Origin of the sequence: Pseudooceanicola profundi, from assembly GCF_050897955.1 — a bacterium.
Classification (GTDB): Bacteria; Pseudomonadota; Alphaproteobacteria; order Rhodobacterales; family Rhodobacteraceae; genus Pseudooceanicola.
The window spans coordinates 2,888,668-2,904,064 of record NZ_JBPAXZ010000001.1; the positions used below are offsets into that span (position 1 = coordinate 2,888,668).

10 protein-coding genes are annotated in these 15,397 nt (G+C 66.7%); 7 read left to right on the plus strand and 3 right to left on the minus strand.

The window, feature by feature from the left end; genetic code table 11:
* Nucleotides 1-102 precede the first annotated feature (102 nt).
* Together ACRARG_RS14630 and ACRARG_RS14635 are read left to right on the plus strand one after the other, a co-directional pair.
* Nucleotides 103-1,326, plus strand: a complete 1,224-nt coding sequence (locus ACRARG_RS14630) for an N-acetylmuramoyl-L-alanine amidase (protein WP_432690747.1) — start codon at nucleotides 103-105, stop codon at nucleotides 1,324-1,326.
* A gap of 101 nt (nucleotides 1,327-1,427) precedes the next feature.
* A complete protein-coding gene (locus ACRARG_RS14635) occupies nucleotides 1,428-3,947 on the plus strand; it encodes a penicillin-binding protein 1A (protein ID WP_432690748.1) in 2,520 nt (839 codons plus the stop codon).
* A gap of 3 nt (nucleotides 3,948-3,950) precedes the next feature.
* On the opposite strand, the gene ACRARG_RS14640 is transcribed toward ACRARG_RS14635, so the two are convergent.
* Entirely contained in the window at nucleotides 3,951-4,466 is a 516-nt protein-coding gene (locus ACRARG_RS14640) for an Lrp/AsnC family transcriptional regulator (protein WP_432690749.1), read from the minus strand.
* A gap of 47 nt (nucleotides 4,467-4,513) precedes the next feature.
* On the opposite strand from ACRARG_RS14640, the gene ACRARG_RS14645 reads away from it, so the two are divergent.
* The 3 genes from ACRARG_RS14645 to ACRARG_RS14655 all read left to right on the plus strand — a co-directional run bounded on the left by ACRARG_RS14645 (nucleotide 4,514) and on the right by ACRARG_RS14655 (nucleotide 7,815).
* Nucleotides 4,514-5,413 (plus strand): EamA family transporter, encoded by a 900-nt coding sequence (locus ACRARG_RS14645; protein WP_432690750.1) that lies wholly within the window; start codon nucleotides 4,514-4,516, stop codon nucleotides 5,411-5,413.
* A gap of 82 nt (nucleotides 5,414-5,495) precedes the next feature.
* Nucleotides 5,496-6,620: a peptide chain release factor 2 gene (prfB, locus tag ACRARG_RS14650; RefSeq protein WP_432690751.1), complete on the plus strand. Its 1,125-nt coding sequence runs from the start codon at nucleotides 5,496-5,498 to the stop codon at nucleotides 6,618-6,620.
* A 313-nt stretch (nucleotides 6,621-6,933) separates the two neighbouring features.
* Complete coding sequence (locus ACRARG_RS14655) at nucleotides 6,934-7,815, plus strand: aldose 1-epimerase family protein (RefSeq protein ID WP_432690752.1); 882 nt, start codon at nucleotides 6,934-6,936, stop codon at nucleotides 7,813-7,815.
* A gap of 31 nt (nucleotides 7,816-7,846) precedes the next feature.
* On the opposite strand, the gene ACRARG_RS14660 is transcribed toward ACRARG_RS14655, so the two are convergent.
* Nucleotides 7,847-8,641: a lytic murein transglycosylase gene (locus ACRARG_RS14660; RefSeq protein ID WP_432690753.1), complete on the minus strand. Its 795-nt coding sequence runs from the start codon at nucleotides 8,639-8,641 to the stop codon at nucleotides 7,847-7,849.
* A gap of 154 nt (nucleotides 8,642-8,795) precedes the next feature.
* Here ACRARG_RS14660 and ACRARG_RS14665 point away from each other — a divergent pair, with 154 nt between their 5' ends.
* Complete coding sequence (locus ACRARG_RS14665; RefSeq protein ID WP_432690754.1) at nucleotides 8,796-10,217, plus strand: amidase; 1,422 nt, start codon at nucleotides 8,796-8,798, stop codon at nucleotides 10,215-10,217.
* A gap of 239 nt (nucleotides 10,218-10,456) precedes the next feature.
* Complete coding sequence (locus ACRARG_RS14670; protein WP_432690755.1) at nucleotides 10,457-11,266, plus strand: DUF2189 domain-containing protein; 810 nt, start codon at nucleotides 10,457-10,459, stop codon at nucleotides 11,264-11,266.
* Here the strand turns inward: ACRARG_RS14670 and ACRARG_RS14675 are convergent.
* The gene (locus ACRARG_RS14675) at nucleotides 11,260-15,396 is read right to left on the minus strand and encodes a translocation/assembly module TamB domain-containing protein (protein ID WP_432690756.1); all 4,137 of its coding nucleotides are present in this window, start codon (nucleotides 15,394-15,396) and stop codon (nucleotides 11,260-11,262) included. The genes ACRARG_RS14670 and ACRARG_RS14675 overlap by 7 nt on opposite strands.
* Between the last annotated feature and the right edge of the window lies 1 nt (nucleotide 15,397).

Genomic DNA, 15,397 nt, shown 5'->3' on the forward strand with positions numbered 1-15,397 from the left:
CAGCCATTTCCAATTGCATCGCCCTGGCCTAGATTGTCGCCGAAGCGGCCGGAGACAGGCCGGGATACGGGCTCGAACATGTGCAGATTTCCCGCGGTTGTAATGTTGATCTGGCTGGCGATGACCGGGCTGGCCGGGCCGTCGGTGGCGCAATCCGCCGATCCGGACGGCATGCCGGGCTTCTCGGCATTGGCACAGATCGACGCGGGGAACAGCGGCTTTCAGGACCGGGGCACGGAGCTTGAGCTGACCCTCGCGCTCAGCCAGGGCGTTCCATGGCGGGTTTTCCACCTCGACGATCCCTGGCGGATCGTGCTGGATTTTCGTGAAATCGACTGGGGCGCGCTGACCCCCGGTGATCTGGGCCGCAGCCCCCGGCTGACCGATGTGAGGTTTGGCAGCTTCCGCCCGGGCTGGAGCCGGCTGGTTCTGACCCTTGCCGCGCCGATGCGGCTGAGCGTCTCCTCGATGAAGGTCGATCCGGACAGTGGCGCTGCCAGGCTGAACGTGACGTTTTCGCCAGATCAGCCGGACCGCTTCCGCGCCACGGCGGGGGCGCCGAACGACCCGCGGTTCGATCTCCCCGCTCCTGCGGCGACGGCGGAACGGCCGCCCGCCGATCACCCGCTCACCGTCATGATCGACCCCGGACATGGCGGCATCGATCCCGGCGCCGTGCAGGGCGGGCTGGTGGAAAAAGAGCTTATGCTGACGCTTGCCCGGAAGCTGCGCGATGAACTGCGACGCAGCGGCGAGGCCCGGGCCGTCCTGACCCGGACGGAGGACAGTTTTGTGCCGCTCGAACGCCGTGTCGCCATGGCCCATGAACAGGGGGCAGACCTGTTTCTGTCCCTGCATGCCGATTTTCTGGCCTTTGGCCGCGCCGACGGGGCGGTCATATATACCCTGTCGGACACCGCCTCCGACGAGGCGTCGGAAAAACTGGCAGAGCGGCACGACCGGGACGACCTGCTGTCCGGCGTCGATCTGACCGGCAAGGATGATGTGGTGGCCGGCGTGCTGATGGATCTGGCGCGGCAGGAAACCGTCCCGCGAACCGCACGGCTGGCCCAGGCGCTGGCCACGCGGATCCGGGCCTCCGGGGCGCCGCTCAATGCCCATGCGCTGCGCGCCGCCGACTTTTCGGTGCTCAAGGCGGCCGATATCCCATCGGTTCTGATCGAGGTGGGGTTCCTGTCATCCGCCGGTGACCGGGCCAACCTGTCCGATCCGGCCTTTCTCGACAAATTTGCGCAGGCGCTTGCCGCCGCCATCGCCGACTGGCACCAGGAGGATCTGGCGCTGCGGCCGCTGATCCGCCAGTGACCGGCACTCCCGGCGTCGGGAGATATTTTGCCGCCAGCAACATCATCGTGTTTTGACCCGCGACAGCACAGCGTATACTAGGCCGCAAACACGAGGACCGGATGCTTCGATTCATTCTCTCATTCTTCGGCACGATCTTTTCGTTCCTGACCATGGGTGCCGCCGTGATCGCCCTGTCTATTGGCGCGGTCTTCTGGGTCTATGGTCGGGATCTGCCCAGCCATGAGAGCCTGGCGCAGTATCAACCCAAGACGATCAGCCGGATCTATTCCTCCGAAGGCAAGATCATCGATGAATTCGCCGTCGAGCGTCGCCTGTTCGCCCCTGCCGATGAAATTCCGGACCTGGTAAAAGAGGCGTTCATTTCCGCCGAGGACAAGAATTTCTACACCCATGCCGGCTATGACACCCGCGGCATCCTGGCCGCCATGGTCGAGGCGGTGAAATCCAAGGGCCGGAATGTGCGCGGCGCCTCCACCATCACCCAGCAGGTGATGAAGAACTTCCTGCTGTCCGGCGACCGCCGGATCGAGCGGAAGATCAAGGAAATCATCCTGGCCGCGCGGCTGGAGGACACCCTGCCCAAGGACAAGATCCTTGAACTTTATCTGAATGAGATCTTCCTCGGTCAGAACTCCTACGGTGTGGCCGCCGCCGCCCAGACCTATTTCAACAAATCCCTGTCCGAACTGGCCCCGCATGAGGCGGCGATGCTGGCCTCCATGCCCAAGGCGCCGTCGGATTACCACCCGGTGCGCAATCACGACCGGCTGCTGGAGCGCCGCAACTACGTGCTGCGCGAGATGCGCGAGAACGGCTACCTGACGGATGCCGTCTACGAGCACGAAGTGGCGCTGCCCATGCGGTCGGTTCAGAATGGCGACTTCGAGAGCTATCGCGTCGAACGGCCGCCGCGCGACTATTTCACCGATGAAATCCGCCGTCAGCTGTCGCGCGATTTTGGTGAGGGCGAATTCTTTACCGGCGGCTTCACCGTACGCGCCACCATCGACCCAGAGATGCAGGTCATCGCCGCCCACAGCCTGGAACGGCAGCTGGAGCAATATGACCGGGGCCTGGGCCGGTGGAACGGCACGGGCAAGACCATCGACCCCGCCAATCTGGAAACCGAAGAGGCCTGGCGTGCCGCTCTGTCCGACGTCCGCGTCGCGCGCGACGTCACGCTCGACAGCCAGTGGTATCCGGCCGTCGTGCTTGAGGTCGGCGATCAGCAAATCCGCCTCGGGATCGAGGGCGTGCAGGAAACGGAGGCGGAGCCCTTTGTCGTCCCGCGTGAGGATATCCGCTGGATGAGCGGCAATTTCCACGACAACTTTTCGATCGGCGATGTTGTTCATGTCCGGCGCATGACCGACGACGACAGCGGCGCCTTTATCCGCTGGACCCTGCGCCAGATTCCCAAGGTGCAGGGCGGTTTCATGGCCATGGACGTCAACACCGGCCGGGTGATCGCCATGCAGGGCGGCTTCAGCTACCAGAATTCGGTCTTTAACCGGGCGACCCAGGCCCGGCGGCAGCCGGGGTCGAGCTTCAAGCCCTTTGTCTATGCCTCGGCGCTGGACAGCGGCTATACGCCGGCGACCATTATCGTCGATGCCCCGATCGAGATCGACACGCCGCAGGGCATGTGGCGCCCGATGAATGCCAGCCATCAGTTCTACGGTCCCACGCCGCTGCGGACCGGCATTGAACGGTCCCGGAACGTGATGACCATCCGTCTGGCGCAGGAGGTCGGCATGGATGTCGTTGCCTCCTATGCCGAACGCTTTGGCGTCTATGAGAACATGGGCCCCTACCTCGCCAATGCATTGGGCTCCGAGGAGACGACGCTCTACAAGATGGTCTCGGCCTATGCGATGTTCGCCAATGGTGGCGAACGGGTGGAGCCGACGCTGGTGGACCGGGTGCAGGACCGCTACGGCAAGACGATCTATCGCCATGATCAGCGCGATTGCGTCGAATGTTCTGATCCGAACGTGTCGCGGCATCTGTCGCCGCGGATCGTGTCGGACCGGGCGCGGGTGATGGATGCCATCACCGCCTATCAGCTGACCTCCATGATGCAGGGCGTGGTGCAGCGCGGCACGGCCTCGGCGACGGTCAATCTGCCGGTGCCCACGGCCGGCAAGACCGGCACCACCAACGATGCCAAGGACGTCTGGTTCATCGGCTTTACCAACAGCGTCGTCGCCGGCTGTTACATCGGCTATGACGATCCCAAACCGCTGGGCCGTGGCGCCTCGGGCGGCGGGTTCTGCGGCCCGGTGTTTCAACGCTTCATGAGTGAGGCGATCAAGAAATACGGCGGCGGCAAGTTCCGCGTGCCCCCCGGCGGCCATTTCATCAATATCGACCGGTTCACCGGGGCGCGGCTGCCTGACGGCGCGTCGGGTGACAATGTCGTGGCGGAATATTTCCGCGATGGCGAAGAGCCGATCTTTGGCATCACCTTTGACGGTGGTTTCGCCATGGGCGCCGATCTGCCCCTGTTCGAAGAGGCACGCGGGACCATCCGCGAGGTCACGACCTCCAGCGGGCGCAAGGCCGTGGTTGGACCCAAGGCGACCTTTGGCACGCTCAGCTCCGGCGGGCTGTATTGAGCCCTATCTGCGGGTAAGACGGGGCAGGGGGCGGTCCGGCACCGTCTGCGACTGCACCAGCGCGGTATTGGTCGACCCGAAGGGGATCAGCCGGTCGATCACCACCTCCATCTCGGAGACCGAACGGACATGGGCCCGGGCGATGAAGCAATCCTCGCCCGAGACCCGGTCGCAACTGGTGATCTCCGGGCTCATCGCGATGGCCTTGGCCATTTCCGACAATCGGCCGGGGCTGGGCCGGGCGCGGATGATCACCGTCAGCGCATAGCCAAGGCGCGCGGGGTCGATCCGGGCGTGATAGCCGGTGATGATCCCCGCCTCCTCCAGCCGCTGGATGCGTTCGCCTGCCGCCGGGGCCGACAGGCCGATGCGCCGGGCGATCTCTGCCCGCGATAGCCGGGCATCGCGGGTCAGAAGGTCGAGAATCGCGAGGTCCCTTGCATCGAGCAGCGGTTCCGCGGATCGAAGGTGATTGCGGCCATGAGCATTCTCTTCGTAGGCAAATAGCTCATCTGACATGGTCAAAATCCATTCATCTGGGAAAGGTTGCCTTCCATACTGCCGGTATGACCTCCTCTGTCCAGCCCCAAGGCTCCCGCCCCGCCGATCACCTGCCGCCGCACCTCTGGTTCGGCATATCTGCCGTCTTCCATTACCTCGGCCCGGCCTTTGCCGTGCTGCTTTTCCCGGAGGTGGGCGTGCTGGGCGTGGCCTGGTTCCGCATCGCCTCGGCCGCGCTGGTCTTTGCGCCGTTGACCCGACCCTGGACGGTCTTTGCCCGGATGAGAGGGGCGGAGCGGCGGCTGGTTATTGCCCTTGGGCTGGTGCTTGCCGTGATGAATTCCTCTTTCTACCTCGCGCTCGACCGGCTGCCGATGGCGCTGGTCGCGGCGCTGGAATTTCTGGGCACGATCCTTCTGGCCGCCTGGGGCCTGCGCAGCCCGCGCAACGGGCTGGCGCTGGTGTTGGCGATCGGCGGTGTGGCACTGCTGCTGGGCCTCGGGTCGCTGCGGACCGGCGCTGCGGTCGCACTGAACGACCCGGTGGGACTGGCCTGGGCGGCGCTGAACGGGGGGCTCTTCGTGCTCTATGTCGTGCTGGGCCACCGGCTGTCGCGCGGCGGCGCGGTGGATGGCGTCGCGCGGCTGGGGGCGGCCATGTCCGTGGCCTTTGTCGTGGTCTGCCCGATTGGTCTGGTGCAGGCGGCGCGGGCCTTTGACCAGCCGCTGCTGATCCTGGCGGGCATCGGCGTGGGTATCTGTTCCTCGGTCATCCCCTATGTCTGCGACCAGCTGGCCATGGCGCGGCTGCCGCGGGCGACCTTCGCGCTGATGCTGGCGCTGCTGCCCGCGATGGCGGCGGTGATCGGCGCGCTGGTCCTGCGCCAGACCCCCACCTGGCAGGAGGGGCTGGGCGTGGTGCTGGTGATGGCCGGGGTCGCGGTGCACCGTCCGGCGCGGGAATGACCGGCTTTTGAACCGCCCCTCCCTTGCCCGTCTGGCCCCTTCGCGCTATCACGCAGCACTTGAGCCAAGGAACGGACGGACCATGCGCGCAGAGACCCAGAACATCGTCTCAGACATCGAGAAATCGCTGGAGCTGCTGCGCCAGCGCATGGACTGGAAGACGGTCCAGCACCGGCTGGAGGAGTTCAACGCGCGGGTTGAGGACCCCAACCTCTGGGACGATCCGGAAAAGGCGCAGGCGCTGATGCGCGACCGGCAGGCGCTGGTCGACCAGATCGCCGTGCATGACAGCATCAAGCAGGACCTGTCCGACAATGTCGAGCTGATCGAGCTGGGCGAGATGGAAGAGGACGAGGAGGTCGTCGCCGATGCCGAGGCCGCGCTCAAGGCGCTGAAGGCCCGCGCGGCGGAGAAGGAGCTGGAGGCGCTGCTGAACGGCGAGGCGGACAGCAACGATACCTTCCTTGAGATCAACGCCGGCGCCGGCGGCACGGAGGCCTGCGACTGGGCCAATATGCTGCAGCGGATGTATGTCCGCTGGGCCGAGAAGCGCGGCTACAAGGTGGAGCTGCAATCCGAAGAAGCCGGCGCCGAGGCCGGGATCAAATCCGTGGCCTACAAGATTTCGGGCCACAACGCCTATGGCTGGCTGAAATCCGAGAGCGGCGTGCACCGTCTGGTCCGGATATCTCCCTTCGGCAAGGGCACGCGGGAGACGTCTTTTGCCTCTGTCTGGGTCTACCCGGTGGTGGATGACAATATCGAGATCGAGGTGAACCCCTCGGACATCCGGATCGATACCTACCGGTCCTCCGGCGCGGGCGGGCAGCACGTGAACACGACCGACTCGGCGGTGCGGATCACCCACCATCCCACGGGGATCGTGGTGACGTCGTCTGAGAAATCGCAGCACCAGAACCGCGACATCGCCATGAAGGCGCTGAAATCCCGGCTCTACCAGCTGGAGCTGGATCGCCGGAACGCGGCGATCAACGAGGCGCATGAATCCAAGGGCTCCGCCGGATGGGGCAACCAGATCCGGTCCTACGTTCTGCAGCCCTACCAGATGGTGAAGGACCTGCGGACGGCGCATGAGACCTCTGACACGCAGGGGGTGCTGGACGGCGATCTGGACGGGTTCATGGCGGCGACGCTGGCCATGGATGTCTCCGGCAAGTCCCGCGCCGAGGCCACGGCGGAAGACTGACGCCCCCAGTCTGACCGGGCCAGTCTGATCGGGCTTTTCTGATCCCTCTGATCTGATCCAGCGGAGCGGCTGCGCCGCACAGGATATCTGCGATCTCCTCCGGAGATCGCGTGGGCGCGGGGCGGCGGGAGGGTCACTCAGATGCCCCCCTGCGCCCGATGCCGTTCTGAGCCGGGGCGCGGGCGGCCGATTGCGGAAGCGGAGGGCGCTGCCCTCCGCACCTCCCGGGATATTTTGGGCAAGAGGAAGGGGGCTCTGGTCTGGGGCAGCCGGCCTGTGGCAGGGTCGGGTGAGGCAGAAGGAGCATTTGGTCATGGCGGAACCGGAGATCACCGAAATCGGCACGCAGGAGCTGCGTGTTGCCGTGTCGGATCTGGGGGCGGAGATGCAGGCGCTGAGCCATCTGGGGCGGGCGCTGCTCTGGCATGGCGATGCGGCCTGGTGGGGGGGGCGATCGCCGGTTCTGTTCCCCATTGTGGGGCGGGCGCCGGAAGACCGGATATCGGTGGGCGGCGCCGGGGCCGGGATGTCGCAGCATGGTTTTGCCCGGCGCCGGATTTTTGAGCGGGTTGCGGTGGCGCCGGACCAGGTGACGCATCGGCTGGTGGCGGATGCCGAGACGCGCGCTGTCTTTCCGCGGGATTTCGAGCTGTCGCTGACCCATCGGGTAGAGGGGTCGAGCCTGAGCGTGGCGGCGGAAGTGGCCAATCCAGGCGAGGTCGATCTGCCCTTCGGTCTGGGATTTCACCCGGCCTTCTGCTGGCCGCTGCCCGGGGCGGAGGGCCTGCCGCATCGTGTGGTGCTGGAGAACGGCGCGGCCCCGCAGGTGACACGGCTGTCGGACGGATTGCTGACGGCAGGGCGCGAGGACTCGCCGTTTCGGGGTGGCGAAATGGTGCTTGATCCGGCCCTGTTCGAGGCCAATGCGCTGGTCTTTGAAGAGGGGACGGGGGCGGTGCTGCGCTATGGGGCGGATCGCGGCCCCGTGCTGCGCTTTGAGATGGAGAACCTGCCGCGCCTGGGTATCTGGCAGCCGCCCGGCGCGCCCTTTATCTGCATCGAGCCCTGGCATGGGATTGCCGCCCGTCTGGGTGCGGGGCCGGCCATCGAGGACAGGCCCGGAACGGTGACGCTGGCGCCGAAGGAGGCCATGCGCTTTGTCTGGTCGGTGACGGTCGAGCCGGGCTGGGGCTGAGCCCGGTATCTGTGCCAGGTAAGGGCCGGGCTCAGCCGTCGATGCGCGCCCCGGCAATGGCGATGGCCTGCTGGTAGACCGTTGCGGCATTCCAGTTGTTCAGGACGCGGAAATTGCGGCTGCCCTCGGCATAGCTCTGCCCCGGCTGCCAGCCTTTCTGGCGCAGGAAATTGGCGGTGGAGGCCATGGCATCGGTCAGATTGTAGAGATCGACCCGGCCGTTGCCGTCACCGTCCTGACCGTAGGCCAGAACATTGCCGGCCAGAAACTGGGTATGGCCGATCTCACCATGGGCCGCGCCACGGGCATTCGGGTCGAGCCAGCCGCGGTCTACCAGCGTCAGCGCGGCCAGCAGATGGCGGGTGAAGAACTCCGACCTCCGGCAGTCATAGGCCACCGTCGCATTGGAGCTGAGCACGTGGTATTTGCCGAAGGTCGACCCAAAGCCCGACTCCATGCCGTGGATCGCCAGCAGGACGCCTGCGGGCACCCCGTAGCGCTGTTCGATCGCGGCATAGAAAGCGGGGTTTGCCGCCTTTTTCTTGCGGCCGATATTGACGATGGCATCGACGCCCCGGATCCGCATGAAGTCGTTCAGCGAATATCTGACGCCGGTCTGTTTGCGATCGGCGCCGATCGTGCCGTTGGAATATTGCACCGCCGCAAGGGCCTGTAACCCGCGCGGGCCCACCCCGGCCTGCTGTGCCTCTGCCGCGAAGGCGCGTTTCCAGTTATCGAACCCGGCGGAGGTATTGCCGCAGGGGGCGGCGGCGGCCATCGCGGGCAGGGCCAGGGCGAGGGCGAGGGCGGGGAACAGGCGGATCATCGGGATACTCCAGCAGCGACGGCTGGGATCAGCCTAGGCGGGGCGGTGCCCTCTGTCACCTGTTGCGAAACGCGACGGGAGGGATTTCGACGGGGCCCGGGCTTTCCTTCCGGCCGCGACGGGCGCAGATTATGAAAAAGACCGGAGCCGACTTATGGACCTGACCACATTAGACGCCACCCGACTGTCGGAGCTGATTGCCGCAAGGGAGGTGTCCTGCGCAGAGGTCATGGCCGCCTGCTTCGACCGGATCGAGGCGGTGAACGCGGGCGTGAACGCCATTGTGGCGTTGCGTGATCGCGACGCGGCGATGGCAGAGGCGCGGAGCGCCGACACCCGGTCGCCGCAGGGCTGGTTGCATGGCATCCCCGTGGCCGTGAAGGACCTGTCGGATGCGGCGGGCCTTCCAACCAGCCGCGGATCACCGCTCTTCGCCGGCGCCGGGCCGGCGGAGACGGATTCGCTGTTTGTGGCGCGTATGCGGGCGGCGGGGGCCATAGTCATCGGCAAGACCAACACGCCGGAATTCGGTCTGGGCAGTCATACGGTCAATCCGGTCTATGGCGCGACGCAGAACGCCTATGCACCAGGGCGCAGCGCCGGAGGGTCGTCCGGCGGGACGGCCGTTGCGCTGGCCACCGGCATGCAATGGGTCGCGGACGGGTCCGATATGATGGGCAGCCTGCGCAACCCCGCGGGCTGGGGCAATGTCTACGGGTTCCGACCGACACGGGGACGCGTGCCGGCATCATCGGAGGGCGATCTCTATCTGCATCTGCTCGCGACGGCCGGGCCCATGGCGCGCAGTCCAGAAGACCTTGGCCAGCTGCTCGACGTGATGTCGGGGGCCGATCCGCGCCTGCCGCTGTCCTTTGACGCGCCGCGGGTGACGGGCCGTCTGAAGGCGGACCTCAAGGGCCGTCGCATCGGCTGGGTCGGCGACTGGGGCGGGGCCTGGCCGATGGAGGACGGGCTGCTGGCGCATTGCGAGGCGGCACTGAAGAGCTTTGAGGCGCTGGGATGCGAGATCGTGCCGCTGCCCGCGCCTTTCCCGGCAGAGGCGCTCTGGCAGGCCTGGATCGATCTGCGGTCCCTTGCCGTTGCGGGGTCCGAAGGGCCGCTGCTGGACGTGCCGGAGAACCGCCCTCTGCTCCGGCGCGACGCGATCTGGGAGATCGAGCAGGGCAGGGCGCTCTCGGCCGGGGATATCCTCAGGGCCAGCGCCACTCGGTCGCGCTGGTTCCGCCGCGCCATGGAGCTGTTTGCAGAGGTCGACGCGCTGGTCATGCCGACGGCGCAGTGCTGGCCCTTCCCCATCGACTGGGATCATCCGAAGGAGATCGCGGGCGTCGCGATGGACACCTATCACCGCTGGATGGAATGCGTGATCCCGGCCTCCATTCTTGGCCTGCCGGCGGTTGCGGTCCCGGCCGGGTTCGGGCCGGAGGGGATGCCGATCGGGTTGCAGATCGTCGGGCCCGTGAAGGGCGATCTGGAGGTGCTGCAGCTGGCGCAGGGCTGGCACGCGGAAACCGGCTGGCCCCGGAAACGCCCGGCCCTGCGGGACCAGGCCTAGAGGCCGACAGGGCAGGACAGGGCAGGGCGGGGCGCGGCGAGCGGCGTTACCGGACATTGTGCGACAGGCAATGCGTGGGTCCGGCCCGGCCTGGCCTGTCGACCGAAAGGCGCGGCGCCGTCCGTCCATGGCCCCCCTGCGGCCCTCTCTGGCGCGGCACCGGCAAACATACATGCGCCAAACACTTGATCCCGGGCGATTTCCCGGCTCTGCTATCGTGGCGCAGGGGAGGGCAGCAAATGTCGGATAGTCCGGTTACACCACTTCATCAGGTTGCACCGCCGCTGGGCGTGCCGGAATTAGCCCCGGTGACATTCGCCACATTGCGGACCGCCATCATGCGGGCGGCATCAGACATGCGGCGTGCCCCGCTCTGGGGGCTGTTCTTTGCGCTGACCTATGTGGCGATCGGCTGGGCGCTGGCGGCGATCACCATCGCGACAGGGCAAAGTTACTGGCTCATCTTCGCGGCGGTGTCCTTCCCGCTGATTGGGCCTTTTGCGGCGGTCGGCCTTTACGAGGTGTCGCGCCGGATCGAACGCGGCCAGCCACTGACCCCGCGCCCCATCCTGACGGTCATCCTGCATCAGTCGCGCAGGCAGCTGCCCTCGATCTGCGCCATCGTGATCTTTCTGTTCCTGTTCTGGTTTTTCCTGGCGCATATGATTTTTGCGCTCTTCCTGGGGCTGTCGACCATGACCAATATCTCCAGCTCGGCCGAGGTCTTTCTGACCCCCAATGGCCTGGCCATGCTGGCGGTGGGCACAGCTGTGGGCGCGGCCTTTTCGCTGCTGCTTTACATGATCACCGTGATCTCCCTGCCGCTGCTGCTGGACCGGGAGGTGGATTTTGTCACCGCCATGATCACGTCTTTCCAGACGGTCACGCGCTCCCCTCTGCCGATGCTGGCCTGGGCCGTCCTTATCGCGCTGCTGACATTCCTGGCGCTACTGCCGGCCTTCCTGGGACTGTTCCTGGCGCTGCCCTTCCTCGGCCATGCGACCTGGCATCTCTATGACCAGATCGCCTATGGCAGCGCGCCTCAGTAATCCTTTTCGAAGAACAGGCCGAGGCTGGAATCGCCTTCGCTGTCGACCTTGCCCTTGGCGGTGAAGCTGGACGATATGTCGAGGTTGATCGACAGGCTTGTCTTGCCGCCGCTGGTCGCCTCGACCTCTGTATAGACATTGTCCGAGATGTATTTCCCGACCGCAAGCGCCGCCTCGCCATCCTCGGTCTGGGACACGTCGAGGTCGTCGATCCCGGCCCCTTCGCGCAGCTGGCTGACCAGCCCGCCGCTGGTCTTGCCCGTCAGCTCGGCGATGGCCACGGCCAGCCGCGCCGCCTGAAAGGCCGAAAGCGAGCTGATGTCGCGACCAAAGAACAGCTGCGACACGACCTCGTCCTGCGGCAGATCGGGGCGGGAGGAGAAGATCACCTCCGGCTGGGCGGCCGGGCCTTCGACCGCAATCTGGATCACGTATTCCTCGGATGAATTTTCCGCCACCAGCCGGACAATCGGGTCGAACCCGCCGGCCAGCCGGACCCGCCCTTCGGTGAAATCCAGCCGCTTGGTCAGAATGCTCATCCGCCCGCGCACCAGATCGAACTGACCCACCGGCTGAACGTCACTTGTCGTGCCCTGCACCGTCATCCCGCCGCGCAGTTCGGCGTCGATGCCACGACCGCGCAGGAACATCGACGTATCGGTTTCGATCCGCAGGTTCAGGTTCAGCCCGCCCGAGCCGCCTCCGCCGGAATTCGAATCCTCGCCGATCAGACCGGCTCGCGACCGGGTCCGGCGGCTGGCCGCGTCTTCGTTGACATGGCGCATCTCCGGGATCGCCTCCACCCCGCCGAACCCGCCGGAGGGGATCCGCAGTTCCGTATCGGACAGGCCGATCCGGCCGGTCACGGTGCCGCCGCCGGCCAGGCCGCCGTTGACGGCAAGCTGGCCGTTGATCCGCGTCGAGGCGAGGCCGGGCATCTCATAGGTGACATTGCTGATCTGGGCCTGAAGATTGGCCGGGTAATTGCCCGACAGCGTCACCGGCCCGGAGATCGCAAGCTGCCCGCCGTTCATTGCCGCAGAGAGGCTGACATTCGCCCGTCCGCCGGCCATCTGCACGGTTCCGGCGATATTCTCCAGCGCCACGCCGCTTTCCGGGTCGATCGCCCGGGCCCCGTCGATCGCCACCTGCCCCGAGAGCGCCTCAAGCCCGGGCTGGCCATTCATCGCCAGATCGAACCGCGCCATCCCGACGACGCTGCGCGGCGTGATATACGGATTGGCCAGCGCCAGAGGCGCCGCCCCCTGAACAGTCAGCGCCACCGCGCCACCCGGCTGGTTCACCTGGCCGGCAATGCGGGCATTTGTGCCGCCCGGACCCTCGGCTGTCACATTCAGGTCAAGCGCCCCGCTTGCGGTCTGGCGCACCGTTCCCGATGCGCTGAGCGGCCCGGCCGGGGCCTGCGGGACCAGCACCGCAAGCGAGGCCACCCGTGCGCTGAAATCAAGGTTCGTCGCATCCGCCGACACCTGGCCGGAGGCGCGGGCCGTCAGCTGCACGCCGTCGACGCTGGCGCTGTCCAGTTGCAGCGCGCCGTCGTCGTAGCGCCCGCGCGCCGCGATCACGGTCTGCCCGCGCAGCAGGCTGTCGGCCAGGGCCTGACCCATTGCGACATTGGTTCCGGTGGCATCCACGCTCAGGTCATAGGCCGTGCCGTCCTGTTTCGCCGTCAGCGTCACATCGACAGGCCCGCCGGTGCCGCCCATGATTCGGCCGCTATTGGCCAGCCGCGCGGTCAGGGTCACATCGCGCGCGCCCTCTGTCAGCTCGCCCTCCGCCTGGGCGGTCAGGGCGTCATTGCGCACCTCCGCGCTGTTCAGGATCAGCCGGTCGCCGATGCGCGCGCTGGCCTCCACCTGTGTCTTGCCGCGCAGCAGCCCGTCGACCATGTCCTGCCCGGTGGCAATATCGGTGCCGGTGCCGGTCAGCGTAATATCGTAATCCGCGCCCGACTGCACCGCGCGGGCCGTGATGTAAACGGCCCCGCCGGTGCGCCCGGCACCGGTGAGGATGCCGCTCTGGTTCAGCCAGCCGGTTGCGGTGATATCGCGCGCGCCCTCGGTCAGATCGCCCTCGGCGGTCACCGCCATCGCGGCGGAGGACACCTCTGCCATGTCCAGAATGATCCGGTCGCCGATGCTGGCCCGCGCAGTCAGGGCAACCGGCCCTTCAAGCAGCGGGTCGACCTGGTCCAGCCCGGTGCGCAGATCGCGCCCGCCGCCGTCCAGCGATATCCGGAAATCGCCATCCTCGCGGATGACCGTCCCGGCGATGGACAGCGGCCCGCCCTCCACCCCGGTGAAGGCGCCGGAATTGGCAAGCTGTGCGCGGTAGTCGATCCGGCCCGTCTCGTTGCCCAGTTCGCCATCCGCCGCCATGGTGATCTGCGCGTTCGACAGGGCAAAGTCGTTGATCCGCGTGCCCTCTTCGTCCCGCGCGACATCGACGGTGAGGGTCGCATCGCCGCCGATCACCCGGTCCAGCTCTTCTATCCCGAGCGCCAGGTCGGTCGTGCCGCCATTGGCCTGCAGCGCGAACATTCCGCCCAGAAGATCGTAATTCAGCGTCAGGGCCAGATCGGCCCGGCCGGACAGGTCGGTCCCTGCGAGCCCGGCCAGACGCGACAGATCCTCAAAGGCGGCCCGGCCCTGCGCGTCGATGATCTGCGTGCCGTCGCCCCGGGTAAAGAGCGCATCCACCTGCGTGCCATAGCCATCGCCCTGCAGGTCCAGATCGCTGAGCGTCAGCGGCTGACCATCCGTCCAGATCACGCCCGCGGTCAGGGTGACATCCGATCCGACGGCCTGTTGCAGAGCCGGATCGCTGAAGCTGAGCCCATCCAGCCCCGCATCCACATCGAGATCGACCGAGGGCGTGCCCTCGGTCACGATCTGCCCCGTCAGCGCCAGTCGCGCCTGCTGCACGGTGGTATCGGGCACCGAAAGGTCAGAGACCAGCACATTCGCCGTCACATCCTCAGAGACGGCGGCGTCGAACTGCGCCCGTATCTCGGCCCGGGTCAGGTCGATCTGGTCGCCGAAGGGCAGGCGGACCGGCGTGCCGTCGGCATCGGCGATATCGCCGGTCAGGTCAAAACTGGCCGGCCGCCCCTCAGGCGTCAGCGCCAGCGCGCCCGACAGCCGCAGCGCGGCACTGTCGAGCGTGAACTGATCCAGCCGCAGCGCCCCGTCCGCGGCGCTGTTGCCGCGCGCCGTCAGCTGGACGTTCTGGCCCAGAAATTCCCGCGCTTCGGGCAACAAAAGCGCGGTAAGGTCGCCGCCCAGGTCGGCCGAAAAATCACGGCCGCCATCGCTCTGGCCGGTCAGGGTCACATCACCCGCCAGCCGGTCTTGCCCGTCAGAGGCAAGCCGGATCGTGGCGGCGAAATCGTCGAGCGGCCCCGCGCCGGAGATCTCAAGATCGAGCGCGGGCCGGCCCGGCAGGTCCAGCAGGCGCGCCGCGATCCCCTCTGCCGGCTCATTGGCCGTGACATCGATGCTCAGCGTCTCTGCGCCGGTGTCATAATCGGTTTTCAGGGTGATCTGCCCGTCACGATCCTGCCGCTCCAGCGTCAGATCGGCGGCGATCTGGTCGGTGTAGCTGGCCGACCCCGAAAAGGTGAACACCGCCTCCTCGCCCAGGATCGGCGCGCCCAGGATCAGCTGGTCGATGCCCAGCCGTCCGATCTCGATAGAGACGGGCAGCTCCGGGATGGAAAAGCCCGAGGCCTCTGCGCTGGTATCTTCGGAAACCGGCGCACGCAGAATTCTGAGCGACTGCGCCGTCAGTTCCCCGACCTCCACGCGCCCGCGCAGAAGTGCGGCGCGGTTCCAGTCCAGCACGGCGCCGGTCAGTTCCAGCCAGACGCCCTCGTCATCGGCGACGGTCATCCGGTCCAGCGTCGCACGCGAGCTCAGCGCGCCACGGAAGCCGGTGATGTCGACCTCCCGTCCGGCCGAGGACAGCGTGTCCTGCAACAGCCGTGTCAGGTAGCCCTCGCCGTCATCGGCCTGCTGCGCGCGCACGCCCGACGCCGCCGACAGCGCGACACACAGGCCCAGAAAGAGCACTAAAACCGGGGCCAGAAGCGGGCCAAAGACATGTTTCATG

Bases quoted from the DNA above. Each gene is read 5' to 3' on its own strand.
- ACRARG_RS14630 (WP_432690747.1), top strand. From the start codon at position 103: ATGTTGATCTGGCTGGCGATGACCGGGCTGGCCGGGCCGTCGGTGGCG.
- ACRARG_RS14635 (WP_432690748.1), top strand. From the start codon at position 1,428: ATGCTTCGATTCATTCTCTCATTCTTCGGCACGATCTTTTCGTTCCTG.
- ACRARG_RS14640 (WP_432690749.1), bottom strand. From the start codon at position 4,466: ATGTCAGATGAGCTATTTGCCTACGAAGAGAATGCTCATGGCCGCAAT.
- ACRARG_RS14645 (WP_432690750.1), top strand. From the start codon at position 4,514: ATGACCTCCTCTGTCCAGCCCCAAGGCTCCCGCCCCGCCGATCACCTG.
- prfB (WP_432690751.1), top strand. From the start codon at position 5,496: ATGCGCGCAGAGACCCAGAACATCGTCTCAGACATCGAGAAATCGCTG.
- ACRARG_RS14655 (WP_432690752.1), top strand. From the start codon at position 6,934: ATGGCGGAACCGGAGATCACCGAAATCGGCACGCAGGAGCTGCGTGTT.
- ACRARG_RS14660 (WP_432690753.1), bottom strand. From the start codon at position 8,641: ATGATCCGCCTGTTCCCCGCCCTCGCCCTCGCCCTGGCCCTGCCCGCG.
- ACRARG_RS14665 (WP_432690754.1), top strand. From the start codon at position 8,796: ATGGACCTGACCACATTAGACGCCACCCGACTGTCGGAGCTGATTGCC.
- ACRARG_RS14670 (WP_432690755.1), top strand. From the start codon at position 10,457: ATGTCGGATAGTCCGGTTACACCACTTCATCAGGTTGCACCGCCGCTG.
- ACRARG_RS14675 (WP_432690756.1), bottom strand. From the start codon at position 15,396: ATGAAACATGTCTTTGGCCCGCTTCTGGCCCCGGTTTTAGTGCTCTTT.